Annotated in this window: 11 protein-coding genes; 7 read left to right on the forward strand and 4 right to left on the reverse strand. The window is 65.4% G+C overall.

The genetic code is table 11. From position 1 onward, the window contains the following. The first annotated feature begins 219 nt into the window (after positions 1-219). Positions 220-1,182, forward strand: a complete 963-nt coding sequence (gene trxB, locus IAE40_RS03320; protein WP_054895213.1) for a thioredoxin-disulfide reductase — start codon at positions 220-222, stop codon at positions 1,180-1,182. Between the two features lie 49 nt (positions 1,183-1,231). On the opposite strand, the gene IAE40_RS03325 is transcribed toward trxB, so the two are convergent. After that, positions 1,232-2,152: an AraC family transcriptional regulator gene (locus IAE40_RS03325; protein WP_197892613.1), complete on the reverse strand. Its 921-nt coding sequence runs from the start codon at positions 2,150-2,152 to the stop codon at positions 1,232-1,234. Positions 2,153-2,265: 113 nt separating this feature from the next. On the opposite strand from IAE40_RS03325, the gene IAE40_RS03330 reads away from it, so the two are divergent. Next, entirely contained in the window at positions 2,266-3,294 is a 1,029-nt protein-coding gene (locus IAE40_RS03330) for an SDR family oxidoreductase (protein WP_200602663.1), read from the forward strand. A 12-nt stretch (positions 3,295-3,306) separates the two neighbouring features. Here the strand turns inward: IAE40_RS03330 and nadC are convergent, their stop codons facing one another. Next, positions 3,307-4,155, reverse strand: coding sequence for a carboxylating nicotinate-nucleotide diphosphorylase (gene nadC, locus IAE40_RS03335; protein WP_200602664.1), 849 nt, complete (start codon positions 4,153-4,155; stop codon positions 3,307-3,309). Between the two features lie 217 nt (positions 4,156-4,372). On the opposite strand from nadC, the gene IAE40_RS03340 reads away from it, so the two are divergent. The 4 genes from IAE40_RS03340 (at position 4,373) to IAE40_RS03355 (ending at position 10,132) form a co-directional block, all read left to right on the forward strand. Next, complete coding sequence (locus IAE40_RS03340) at positions 4,373-6,523, forward strand: DUF1631 domain-containing protein (RefSeq protein ID WP_200602665.1); 2,151 nt, start codon at positions 4,373-4,375, stop codon at positions 6,521-6,523. Between the two features lie 83 nt (positions 6,524-6,606). Continuing rightward, entirely contained in the window at positions 6,607-7,167 is a 561-nt protein-coding gene (gene ampD / locus IAE40_RS03345) for a 1,6-anhydro-N-acetylmuramyl-L-alanine amidase AmpD (RefSeq protein ID WP_054895216.1), read from the forward strand. Continuing rightward, entirely contained in the window at positions 7,164-7,994 is an 831-nt protein-coding gene (ampE, locus tag IAE40_RS03350; RefSeq protein ID WP_112897311.1) for a regulatory signaling modulator protein AmpE, read from the forward strand. Before ampD ends, ampE begins: the two co-directional genes overlap by 4 nt. A 125-nt stretch (positions 7,995-8,119) precedes the next feature. Next, complete coding sequence (locus IAE40_RS03355; RefSeq protein WP_200602666.1) at positions 8,120-10,132, forward strand: methyl-accepting chemotaxis protein; 2,013 nt, start codon at positions 8,120-8,122, stop codon at positions 10,130-10,132. Between the two features lie 10 nt (positions 10,133-10,142). Here the strand turns inward: IAE40_RS03355 and IAE40_RS03360 are convergent, their stop codons facing one another. After that, on the reverse strand, positions 10,143-11,300 hold the full coding sequence (locus IAE40_RS03360) for a hypothetical protein (RefSeq protein WP_153772605.1): 1,158 nt from the start codon (positions 11,298-11,300) through the stop codon (positions 10,143-10,145). 65 nt (positions 11,301-11,365) lie between these two features. Here IAE40_RS03360 and IAE40_RS03365 point away from each other — a divergent pair, with 65 nt between their 5' ends. Further along, on the forward strand, positions 11,366-11,950 hold the full coding sequence (locus tag IAE40_RS03365) for a D-Ala-D-Ala carboxypeptidase family metallohydrolase (protein WP_200602667.1): 585 nt from the start codon (positions 11,366-11,368) through the stop codon (positions 11,948-11,950). Here IAE40_RS03365 and IAE40_RS03370 read toward each other — a convergent pair. Then, positions 11,890-12,807: a LysR substrate-binding domain-containing protein gene (locus tag IAE40_RS03370; protein WP_153772604.1), complete on the reverse strand. Its 918-nt coding sequence runs from the start codon at positions 12,805-12,807 to the stop codon at positions 11,890-11,892. The two genes, IAE40_RS03365 and IAE40_RS03370, sit on opposite strands and share 61 nt — an antisense overlap. Positions 12,808-12,888 lie beyond the last annotated feature (81 nt).

Here is a 12,888-nt window from a genome sequence, read left to right on the forward strand (position 1 = left end):
TCGAAGGATATTTCCTTAATCTTTGCCACCTCGCTACAGTGCGTTCAATTTCTGAACGCCGTGAAACGCCGCGAGCCCTCAGTGGGAGGTGGCCCCCAGGTTTTCGGACCTGTGCGTTGTAGCCTTCCCCAAGTGCTGCGCAGGTCCTTTTTATTTTCCAGCCGGCGTCGCCGGCACACCGGTGTCGGCCTCATGTGGCCGGCTCGACAGGAGCACGACATGTCCGAAGTTCGTCATTCCCGGGTCATCATCCTCGGTTCCGGCCCTGCCGGTTACAGCGCCGCAGTCTACGCTGCCCGTGCCAACCTCAAGCCGCTGCTGATCACCGGCCTGCAGGCTGGCGGCCAGCTGACCACCACGACCGAAGTCGACAACTGGCCGGGCGACCCCCATGGCCTGACCGGCCCGGCACTGATGCAGCGCATGCAGGAACACGCCGAGCGCTTCGAGACCGAGATCGTCTTCGACCACATCAATGCCGTCGACCTGGCCAGCAAGCCGTTCACCCTGACCGGCGACAGCGGCACCTACACCTGCGATGCGCTGATCGTCGCCACCGGTGCCAGCGCCCGTTACCTGGGCCTGCCGTCGGAAGAAGCGTTCATGGGCAAGGGCGTGTCGGCCTGCGCCACCTGCGACGGCTTCTTCTACCGCAACAAGCCGGTTGCCGTGGTCGGTGGTGGCAACACCGCCGTGGAAGAGGCGCTGTACCTGGCCAACATCGCCAGCAAGGTGACCCTGGTGCACCGTCGCGATACCTTCCGCGCCGAGAAGATCCTGATCGACAAGCTCAATGCCCGTGTCGCCGAAGGCAAGATCGAGCTCAAGCTCAACGCCACCCTGGACGAAGTGCTCGGTGACAACATGGGCGTGACCGGTGCGCGCCTGAAGAACAACGATGGCAGCAGCGACGAGATCAAGGTCGACGGCGTGTTCATCGCCATCGGTCACACCCCGAACACCTCGCTGTTCGAAGGCCAGCTGACCTTGAAAGACGGCTACCTGGTGGTCAACGGCGGCCGTGAAGGCAATGCCACCGCCACCAACGTCGAAGGTGTGTTCGCTGCCGGTGACGTGGCCGACCACGTCTACCGCCAGGCGATCACCTCGGCCGGTGCCGGCTGCATGGCAGCACTGGACGTCGAGCGCTACCTGGACGGCTTGGCCAACGCCTCGTTCTGAGTCGCTGCCTGATCACGAAAGAACCGGCCCTTTGGCCGGTTCTTTCGTTTCAGCGTGCCGGCGCTGCACTGCGAAACGCCGTCGGCGAGAGCCCGGTCACGCGCTTGAATGCATTGCTGAAGGCGCTTTCCGAACCATAGCCCAGCGAGCCTGCCAGCACTGCCAGTGGCGTGCTCTCTTCACGCAGGGCGCGCTCGGCCAGGCGCATGCGCCATTCGGTGAGGTAGGTCAGCGGCGCCACGCCCGCCACCGTCCTGAAATGCAGGGCAAAGGTGGTGCGCGACATGGCGCAGGCTTGGGCCAGTTCGTCGAGATGCCAGGCCCGCGCCGGATCGCCATGCATCAGGCGCAATGCCGGGGCCAGGCGTGGTGCGCCGAGTGCGCGCAACCAACTGGCCGGCATGGGCGCGGCGGTCTGCAGGTGAGCCCGCAGGATCTGGATGAACAGCAGCTGTGACAACTGCGCCGAAGCGAGCTGTGCGCCCGGTTGCCCGGTGCTGCGCTCGGCGACCAGTTGATCGAGCAACCAGCGAAAGTTGCTCGCCTGCTTGGACGCTGCCGGTACGTGAATCCACCCCGGCAGGACATCGGCCAGCAGGCGTCCGCTGCCGGGATCAAGCAGCACATGCCCACCAATATGGGTGAAATCGTTGCCGTCGCCGAGCACCACCGGCGACTGCCCGGAGGCGCTGAACACGCTCATCGCATCGACAGGTTCGGTATCCAGGTCGCTGGCCAGGACGAAGCCGCGCTTGGCAGTCAGCAGGCCGACGTCCCCGGTATTGAACTGCACGGCCTGGGGTTCGCCATCGATCTGTACCCAGCAACTGCCCTTGACCACGGCGAAGAACTTGATCTTGTCGGGCGGCGGAAAGCGCAGCGCCCAATGCCCGCCCGCGCTGAAGCCGCCGGTGGTCAGTGAAGTGGCGTTGGTGAGGCGCAGAATCTCGGAGAAAGGGTCGATGTTCATCGCCGTACTCTCGCGCAACTAATGCGCACGTTCAAGCATTAACAGTACGCAGTGTGCGCCTTAACCTTTCCTGTATTCGCGCTTGGCGCGACCAATCGAGAGAGGAAGGCAACATGAGCGAACCCAGGGTTCTGGTCACCGGCGGCACCGGCTTTATCGCCCAGCATTGCATCATCGCCCTGCTGAACAAGGGCTACCGGGTGCGCACCACGATCCGTTCGGCCACCCGTGAAAACGAGGTGCGCGACTATCTGAAGGTTGGCGGTGTCGAGGCGGGCGAGCGCTTGCAGTTCGTCGTCGCCGACCTGGCCGACGATGCCGGCTGGGCCCAGGCGTGCGAGGGTTGCTGCTATGTGCTGCACGGCGCCTCACCCACCCCTTCGGGCGATCAGCAGCGCGAAGAGGACTGGGTCAGGCCAGCCGTTGACGGCAATCTGCGGGTACTGCGTGCGGCGCGTGATGCCCGGGTCAAGCGTGTGGTGCTGACCTCCGCCTTTGGTGCGGTGGGCGTTGGGCACAGCCCCGAATATCGACGCCCCTTCGATGAAACCGACTGGAGCGACCTGAGTGGCAATGTCGCGCCCTACCAGAAATCGAAAACCCTGTCCGAGCGTGCCGCCTGGGACTTCATCAAACGTGAAGGCGGTGATCTTGAGCTGTCGGCGATCAACCCGGTGGCGGTGCTCGGGCCTGCTTTGGGGGCCGATTATTCCCACTCCATCCGCATCATCGTCAGCCTGCTCCAGGGGCAGGCCGGTTGCCCACGGATCAACTCGGGCTTCGTCGATGTGCGCGACCTTGCCGACCTGCATCTGCTGGCGATGACCCACTCTGCAGCCAAGGGCGAGCGCTTCCTGGCGATTGCCGGTGAAAGCATGTGGATGACCGATGTCGCCAAGGTGCTGCGCCATCACATGGGCGAGGTGGCCAGCAAGGTCTCGACCCGTGAGCTGCCCAACTGGTTGGTGCGCCTGGCTGCGCGCAGCAACCCGAACATGAAGTCGATGGCGCCGTTGCTGGACGTGAACATGAACTGCACCAGCGAGAAGGCGCGACGCCTGCTTGGCTGGTCACCGCGCTCACGTGAGGAGGCGATCGTCGCGACCGCCCGCAGCCTGGTCAGCCTCGGGCTGGTCGGCTGACGGGCAGCGGAATCAGAGGCTCAGGCGCATCGACAGGTCGACGGCCTTCACATCCTTGGTCATCGCGCCGATGGAGATGTAGTCCACACCGGTTTCGGCGATGACCCGCAGGGTGGTTTCGTTGACCCCGCCGCTGGCTTCGAGCTTGGCCTTGCCTGCGGTGATGTGCACCGCTTCGCGCATCTCGTCCAGGGTCAGTTCGTCGAGCATGACGATATCTGCGCCAGCCGCCAGAGCCTGGCGCAGTTCGTCCAGACTTTCCACTTCGATTTCCACCGGCTTGCCCGGCGCGATGCGGTGCGCGGCGGCGACGGCTTCGGCCACGCCGCCGCTGGCAGCGATGTGGTTCTCTTTGATCAGGAAGGCGTCATACAGGCCGATGCGGTGATTGTGGCAACCCCCGCAGGTGACCGCGTACTTCTGCGCAAGACGCAGGCCTGGCAGGGTCTTGCGGGTATCGAGCAAGCGCACCTGGGTGCCCTCGACCAGGTCGGCAAGAAAGCGTGCGCGGGTGGCCACGCCCGACAGCATCTGCAGGAAGTTCAATGCCGAGCGCTCGCCGGTGAGCAGCGAACGGGCCGGGCCTTCGAGGTGGAACAGCACCTGGTTGGCGGTGGCGCGTTCGCCATCGGCCACCTGCCAGTGCACGGCCACCCGCGGGTCGAGCTGGCGGAACACGGCATCGACCCAGGCGGTGCCGGCGATCACGCAGTCTTCGCGGGTGATGATGGTGGCCTTGGCCAGGCGCTCGGCCGGAATCAGCTGGGCGGTGATGTCGCCGCTGCCGACGTCTTCCAGCAGTGCGCGGCGCACGTTGGATTCGATTTCGGCGGTGAGATCGGCGAGACGTAGGTTCGGCATGGTCGGCTCCACAAGCTAAGTGCCGGCGATTATAGGGCAGGGGGGCGCGGTTTACAGCCTTCGACCCTGCAGGCGGGAAGTGTGCGTCTGGTCGCGTCTTGTAAATGGCGTGTTGGCAGCTGTCATCTTTTTCACTGATAATGGCGCCTTGTATTTGGCGTCATAGCTTTGACGATGTTTCCTCGCCAGTCGACCAATACCCTGCAAGGAGTTCGGGATGCATGAAGAAGGCAAGATGGGGCCCTTGGTGGCCGCCATCGACAGAGGGGTGCGCACGCCCTTGCCTTGCCTTCCCGTCGTGCTCCTGCAAGTACGTGACAAAGCGGCACTGCACTTGCGCCAAGGGCTGCGTGCCCTGTTCGACAACGCAGACGACACGCTCTTCGAAATGGCCGACAAGGCTTGTGCGGGCGATCAGCAACATCTCTATTTCGAAGCCATGCGCGACTTGCGTCTCAAGCGCAAGAGCATTGAACGTGCCTTTCTCGATATCTTTCATGAAACCTTCAGCCGCATCGGCCAGGCCGACCCGCTAGGGTCGCTGGGCTCTATCGACCTGCCCGTCGGCAAGGCCCAGCGCGAGCGAACCCTGGCGGTCGGTGCCATGGTCGAGCGCGTGCTGGCGCGCGACGTCTTTGCCCTCGAGCAACTCGGCCAGCGCTTTTCCGCCCTGCTCGAAATCCCCCTGGATGTGCGGTGCAATCCGCTGGGGCCTGCGTGCCTGTGTGGCTACTTTCTGGACGCCGGACGCAGCCTGGGGGTAGACCTCAAGGTCAAGCTGGTCCTGCTCAAGCTGTTCGAGCGTTATGTGCTGCGCGACGTCGACCTGCTCTATGGCGAGGCCAACCAGTTGCTGGCCGCGGCGGGCGTGCTGGGCGAACTTGCCCCCGCTCCGCGTCGGCGTGCCGAGGATCGTGGTCTGGCCGCACGACGCACCCCTGCCTCGTTGATCGCGGGTGAAGACATTGGTGCGGACAGCGCTGGCCAGGCGTATTTCGCCTCTCTGGAAGGCTTGCTGGCACCGGTACGCGGCAGGCTGGCGCCGCGCTTGCAGAGTGTCTCGGCGGCGCAGCCGATCGGTAGCGCCGACCTGTTGCGCTTGCTCACTCACCTGCAGCATTACGTGCCCGGGCCGTTCGAGGCCGACGATTTCGACCTCGGCCAGCAGCTCGAACAACTGTTGCTGCGGGTCAGCGTTCGCAGTGGCACGCGCCGCCGCCTGGCCACTGCCGACGAAGACATGATCAACCTGGTCGACCTGCTGTTCGACCACATCCAGCACGACGATAACCTGCCCCCGCCCCTGCGCGCCCTGCTTGGACGCTTGCACATCCCACTGCTCAAGGTCGCCTTGCTCGACAAGAGCCTGTTCAGCCGTGCCAGTCATCCAGCGCGCCGCCTGCTCAACGAGATCGCTGCCATGGCCATCGGTTGGGAAGGAGCGGGTGAAGGGTTGCAGGCGCGGGTTGAGCGTATCGTCCTGCGGCTGCTCAGCGATTTCACCGACGATGCTCGGCTGTTCGCCGAGGTGCTCGAGGAGTTCCTGCTCTTCAGCACCGAAGAGCGTCGGCGCAACGAGCTGCTGGAGCAGCGCACCCGCGATGCCGAAGAGGGGCGGGCGCGGACGCTGCAGGCACGTCAGCAGGTCCAGCACGCGCTCAACCAACGCCTGCGCGGGCGCGTATTGCCGCGGGTGGTGGTGCAGATGCTGGTGGACTCCTGGAGCCAGGTGCTGCTGCTCGCCTGGCTCAAGCAGGGCGAGGCGTCCGCGGCCTGGATCGATGGCCTGGCGACCATGGACGCGCTGCTGGACAGCATCGCCCCGCACCCGGGGCCGCAAGCGCGCCAGGCCCTGCTCGAACAGGTGCCGGGGCTGCTCAAGGCTTTGCGTGATGGGCTGGCGGGTGTGGCACTGGATTCGGCTGCGCTGCGCGAATTCTTCCTGCAACTGGAGCGTCTGCACTTGCGCGCCTGTGCCGAGCCCGGCCAATGGCAGGACGAGGCTGACGATGTGCGGGTGGAGACGGATATCGTCCTGGCCGTCGCCGAGGAGTCGGCAGGTGGCCGGGCGCCGGTCCTGGACGAGCACAGCCCGCAATTGCGCCAGGTTCAGCGCCTGCGCCTGGGCACCTGGATCGAGCTCAGCGACGATGACGAGCCGCTGCGCTGCAAGCTGGTGGCGCGTATCGACAGCAGTGATCGGCTGGTCTTCGCCAACCGCACCGGCATGAAGGTGCGCGAGTGGAACAGCATTGGCCTGGCCCTTGCCCTGCATCGTGGCGAGGCACGGGTGCTGGACGACGGGCTGCTGTTCGAGCGCGCCCTCGATGCGGTGCTCGACAGCCTGCGCATTGCCCAGGCACGTTGAGGTACCCACAATCATTTACATGCAAGCGCGCTGTCGGCGGGGCATACTGAAGCCTCGTATCCGGCGTTTTTCAGGATCTGCCCATGCAATTGGACCGCGCCACTGGCTGGTTCTCCGGTGTCACCCACTGCCCCTCGCCGAACTTCAACGCCCGCCCCGAAGGCGAGGCGATTTCCCTGCTGGTGATCCACAACATCAGCCTGCCGCCAGCCTGTTTCGGTACGGGCAAGGTTCAGCAGTTCTTCCAGAACCGGCTTGACCCGGCAGAGCATCCCTACTTCGAAAGCATCCAGCACCTGACCGTGTCGGCGCACCTGTTCGTCGAGCGCGATGGTGCGGTCACCCAGTTCGTGTCGTTGCTCGACCGCGCCTGGCATGCCGGGGTGTCGTGCTTCGACGGGCGTGAGGGATGCAACGATTTTTCTATCGGCATCGAGCTCGAAGGCACCGACGATATGCCCTACACCGATGCCCAGTACACGGCCCTGCAACAGCTGACGCGGCAGATCCGCAGCCTCTGGCCTGCGATCGGCCCCGAACGCATCAAGGGTCACGACGATATCGCGCCGGGACGCAAGACCGATCCCGGGCCAGCTTTCGACTGGCCCCGCTACCGCGCCGCGCTGAACGAGGACAAGGCATGAGTTTCCTGGTGTTGGTACTGGTGTTGTGGGTCGAGCAGTTCTCGTCCCTGCGCCATCGCTTGCAGCGTGACGGGTTCTTCCTCGGTGAGCTGGTGCGTCTGGAGCGCAGCGGCAAGGTGCACCCCTGGTGGAGCCTGGCGATCCTGGTGCTGGCACCGGTGCTGGTGCTGGCGTTGCTGCTGCATGTGTTGCAGCCGGTGGCCTACGGCTTGCTGGCGCTGCCAGTGCACCTGCTGGTGCTGATCTACAGCCTTGGGCGCGGAGATGCCAAGGCGGCGCTCGGCCCGTTCCGCGACGCCTGGCGTCGGGGTGATGAACAGGCGGCGCTGCATGTGGCCGAGCGCGATCTGGGCCTGGCTGCAGACGATCCGCGTGACCTGCTGGCGCGGGTGCAGGGCAACCTGGTGTGGCAGGCGTACCAGAGCTTCTTTGCCGTGATCTTCTGGTATTTCCTGCTCGGCCCGGCCGCAGCACTGGGGTATCGCTTGCTGGCGCTGAGTGCAGCAAACAGCCATCAACCAGCGCTCAAGGAGCGCGCGGCGCAGCTGCGCCATGCCATGGACTGGTTGCCGGTGCGGGTGTTGGCATTGAGCTTCGCGCTGGTCGGCAACTTCGTTTCGGTGGCCCGGGTGATGCTGCACGAGGTGCTCAACTGGCACATCAGCGCGGGGCAGTTGATCGCCCGTGTCGGACGGGTGGCCGATGACATTCCCGAGGAAGAAGAGGCGCAGAGTGCGCTGGCGCGCCTGGACAGCCTGTGGGAACTGCTGCTGCGCAGCGCGGTGCTGTGGTACGCGGTGTTTGCGCTGTGGACGGTGCTGCTGTGAACTGAACGCCGAAGCCGCTTAACCTTAAGTTACAAACCTTGGATTGATTCTGCGCTATACAGAGCCTCGGCCAGTTATGGCCTTGTGCTACCCCGCAGAACAATAAAAATCCAAGGAGGTGACCCATGAAGCGCCTGCTCCATCCGGCCATCGCGTTGATGAACCGGCTGAGCTTCGGCATGAAGTTCAGCCTGATCAGCGTCCTGTTCTTCCTGCCCATGCTGGTCACCAGCTTCTATCTGGTTCGCGATGCCTATCGCCAGTTCCATGTCACAGGCGTCGAGCTGAGCGGCCTTGGCCCTGTGGCTGGCAGCCTGGCCCTGCGTGGCGACCTCGAAAGCCTGGGCAATCTTCTGCAGATCAACGCCGTGCTCGGCCAGTCGGGCCAGGCCGGGGATGTCGAAGCGCGTATCGATGCCCTCGAGGACAAGGTCCAGGCCCAGCTCCAGGCCCTGGCGAGCCAGGATCCGCAACTCGAAGCCAAGCGCGTCGAGCTGGCCGACGCCTTCGCCAAGGCTCGCGCCGAAACCTCCCTGCAAAACAAGACCGCGCTGTTCGACAAGCTGCTGGCCCAGGCTCAGGTGCTGGGCAAGCTGGTGGCCAGCCAGGCGGGCTTGAGCCAGGACAATCAGGCGTCGGTACGCCAGTTGAGCGACCTGATCGGTGCCAGCACCGCCCAGGTCACCCAGATGCTCGGCGAAGGACGGGCCATCGGCGCTGTTGCCCTGGGGCGCGGTTTCATCGATTCGGCGGGGAGTGCGCGGTTCGAAGACTTGCTGCAACGCTTGGAGCGTCTGTCGGCCGACTACGCCCTGCGTGTGGAGGATGCGTTGGCTGCCGATGCCCAGGCCAAGGCCAGCCTCGGTGCGCAGGCCCAGGCCAGCCAGGCGACGGTGCGCCGGGCTGCGGCGCTGTTCGAGGACCAGGTCGTGGTGGCCGAGACCCTCGATGCGCCCTGGCCTGCCTTCTACGAGCAGGTCAGTGCCCTGATGGGCGAAACCTACCGCCTCAACGATGCAGTGATCGCCCACCTGCAGCAGCAGTTGCAGGCACGCCTGGGCGAGCACCGCCTGCACATGCTGGCGCTGGTCGCGGCGCTGGCCATCGTGTTCTTGTCGATCCTCTACCTCTACAGCGGCTTCTATGTGTCGACCCGGCGTACCCTTGGCAATCTCGGTGCGGCCATGGACAAGGTGGCCGGTGGCGACATGACGGTCAGCTTCGAGGTGCGCAGCCAGGATGAGCTGGGCGAGTTGGGCCAGGGTTTCAACGAGACCGTGCGGCGCATCCGCGTGCTGATCGAGCAGGTGGGGCGTACCGTGGCGACCGTCGAGGAGCAGGCCGGGCAGGTGCTTTCGGTGTCGACACGCAGCAACCAGGCCGTGAGTGGCCAGCGCGAACAGATCGAGCAGGTGGCCACGGCGATGAACCAGATGAGCGCCACCGCCCTAGAGGTGGCCCGCAGCGCGGCGCTGGCCGCCGATGGCGCGCAGCAGGTCAACCGCGAGAGTGCCAACGGGCGCAGCCTGGTGGCGCACCAGCAGGACAGCATTGCTCGCCTGGCCGGCGAGATCGACCAGACGGTGGTTGCGGTCAACCAGCTGGTCGGCGACAGCCAGGCCATCGGCCGGGTGCTGGAAGTGATCCGCAGTATTGCCGAGCAGACCAACCTGCTGGCACTGAACGCAGCCATCGAGGCGGCGCGTGCGGGCGAGCAGGGTAGGGGCTTTGCCGTGGTTGCCGATGAAGTACGTACCCTTGCACGCCGCACCCAGGACTCCACCGAGGAGATCGCGCAGATGATCCAGCGCCTGCAGGAAGGGGTTGGTGCTGCCGTGCGAGCCATGGGCAGCAGCCACCAGATGGCGGCGGGTACCGTGGATGAAGCGCGGCAGGTGCAGCAGGCGCTGGCCAATATCCTGGGCGCGGTGGGCGGTATCGTCGAGCAGAACCAGCAGATCGCCGCGGCCGTCGAGCAGCAGACGGCCGTGGCCCATGACATCGACCAGAACATCGTGGCGATCAACCGCGCAGCGCAGGACACCACGCAGGGCGCCTGCCAGACGGAGGACGCCAGCCGCGCGCTGTCGAGCCAGGTAGTGGAGCTGAAGCGGCTGATCGGGGCCTTTAGAGTCTAGATGGCCCCTGTCAGCCCTGCGGCGCTGTGATCTCCACGGGTTTGCGCAGATCCCTCAGGCTGCGGGTCACGGTGCCGGTGTTGCACTTGGCCGCCGCCTGCTCCGGGGTCATGTCGCGGATGGTGCGGTAGAACAGTTCGCAGGTCTGTTTTTTCTGGGTCACCTGCCACTTGGCCGAGCAGGCCTCCAGTGTCAGCTTGGCGTCCGCCTGCGGGTTGCGGCCCATGCCGGCCTGCCAGCAGGCGGCGGTCAGGTCCTGGCCCATCATCTTCAGGCCTGCGGCGTCCGCCTTGTCCTGATCCCCGCCGGTGTTGTTCTTGTCGGCCGCATACCAGATCGCGCTCGGGTGGTTGGAGCCCAGCACCGGCACTTGGGTGCCCGCTTCCGGGCTGATGCTGACCAGCCCCAGCACATTGACCTTCGGCCCGTACTGCTGCTGGATCCAGCTGCGCACCGGTGCGCCGAAAGCCACCATCGGCAGGGGCTTGGCGTCGTGGCGCAGGGTCATCTCCTTGACCATGCGCGTCTGATAGTCGGCGAAGTAGCTGTAGGTGCCTTCCAGGTCCTTGCCGGCGCTGGCGGGCGCAGCGATCGGGGCGATGTCGACGATGGTCTGGTAGGCCGGGGTCTGGCTGGCCTCGACACCGTTGAAGGTCAGCAACTGCGCCCAGCGATCGGTGGTGTTGGAGCGCAGGTAGTCCTGGGCCTGGGTCAGCGAATAATCCGGCGGGAAGTGCAGCAGCTCGATGCTGCGGCGATTTTCCAGGGCCATGCCCAGTGGCAGGAACAGGTACCAGTCGTAGGCCCACTTGCCATCGTTGTTCAGACGGGTAGCGCCCTGGTAGGCCAGTTCGCCGCTGTCGAGTAGCTTGCGCAACGGCTCGGCATAGCTGGCTGGAACGGCGCTGATATGGGCATGCAGCCTGTCGTTGTCGCGACGCACCTGCACCTGGGCGTCGGCATAGCCGTCGCGGCGTACGCTCTGGGTCAGGTAGTGCTCGACGGTCTGCTCCAGCGTCCAGTCGCGAAAGCAGATCACGTGGCAGTTGTTGGGGAAGGCGAACAAGCGGGTGACCCGTTGCGCATCGCCCAGGTCGATCTGTGCATCCGCCAGTGCCAGGCCGCTGAAGGCGAGGGCGGCCAGGCCCGATACAGCCATCTTTTGCATGCTTAACTCCTTGTCAGTGGCCGCCAGGGTCGGCGGGCTGCTCATACTGGATGAAGAGGTGGGGGATGAAAAGCGTCGGAACATGGCTGTTGGCGACGTCGCTTCTGGCGATGACAGGGGTCTGCGCCGATGAGCGTGATGTGCGGATGTTCGCGAATTGGGCGGGGGACCACGAGACCCGCGCGTTTCGCCAGATGCTGGTGGATGCGCGGCTGTACGGGGTGGTGCCGATCCATCAGTTGCTGCGTTCGGCATCGGACTGGCGTCTGTGCCGCGCCTCGCCGTTCGCCGTGGCGCCGAGCGCGCAATGGCCGACCGTGCGCTCGACCCTGGCACTGATCCGCACCCTCGAGCAGCAGGGCATCCTGCGCCAGTTCGAGGTGGTGTCCGCCTACCGCGAGCCCAAGCTCAACGCCTGTGCCGGGGGCGCAGTGGGCAGCGCCCATACCCGCGCCTTCGCTGTCGACCTGTTGCTGCCCGACTGGGCCGATCCCAATCCGCTGTGCACCTTTTGGCAGCAGCAGGGACAGGCTTGGAACATGGGGCTGGGGCGCTATCCGTCAGGCCGGATCCATCTCGATACCGCGGGCTATCGCACCTGGGGTGGCGACGGCAGTGCGGGGTCGTCGTTCTGTGCCAGGCCCAGGTGATCGAGGCTGCCCTGGCACTGGTGCAAGACCCATTCGGCGAAGCGCTGGCGCTTGCTGTCATCGTCCAGGGGCTGGGGGCTGAGCAGATGATAGGCCGAGCCGTCGCGCAGAAACCCGTAGGGCGCCTGCAACTGGCCGCTGCGTAGTTCATCGCCAACCATCAGCGCCGAGGCGATGGCCATGCCCAGCCCGGCACTGGCGGCCTGGATCGACAGATAGAAATGCTCGTAGTCGCTGCGTTCTGTGCCGGTGGCGCTGTGGCCGCTCAGGCTCAGCCAGGTGTTCCACGCTGTGGTGCGGGTGTGGCTGTGCAGCAGGCGCTGGCCGTCGAGCGTGGCGGGCGCGCCCGCGCGGGCGACAGGGCCGATCCATTCCTCGCAGATCATCAGGCTGTGCAGTTGGCGATCCCAGCGGAAGTCGTCTCGGCGCAACGCCAGGTCGATACCGCCGCGGGTGAAGTCGACCGGGCCGCCCGCGGCCACCAGGTGCAGTTGCAGGTCCGGCTGGTGGGCATGGAAGTCCGGCAGGCGCGGGATCAGCCAGCGCATGGCGAGGGTGGGCTCGCACGACAGCACCAGGACGTTGTCCTGTGCGTGTTCCTGCAGGCGCTGCACCGTGCTGGCGAGCTGTTCGAAAATCGTTTGGGTGGTGTCGAAGAGGGTTCGCCCGGCCGCGGTGAGGAAGACTGCGCGGTTGCGGCGCTCGAACAGTTCGATCCCCAGGCCCTCTTCGAGCAGACGGACCTGGCGGCTGACCGCGCCATGGGTGACGTGCAGTTGCTCGGCGGCGCGCACGAAGCTTTCGCTGCGCGCAGCGCTGTCGAAGTAGCGCAGGGCGGTGAGGTGGGGGAGTTTCATGGGGCGTTCGCTGTCTGTTCTGGGCTGCAGTAGTGGGAAGACGCCATGCGCGACAAAAGATAGGTGATGAAAACTAGCAGA

This window comes from Pseudomonas sp. S44 (genome assembly GCF_016624805.1).
Lineage (GTDB): Bacteria > Pseudomonadota > Gammaproteobacteria > Pseudomonadales > Pseudomonadaceae > Aquipseudomonas > Aquipseudomonas machongensis.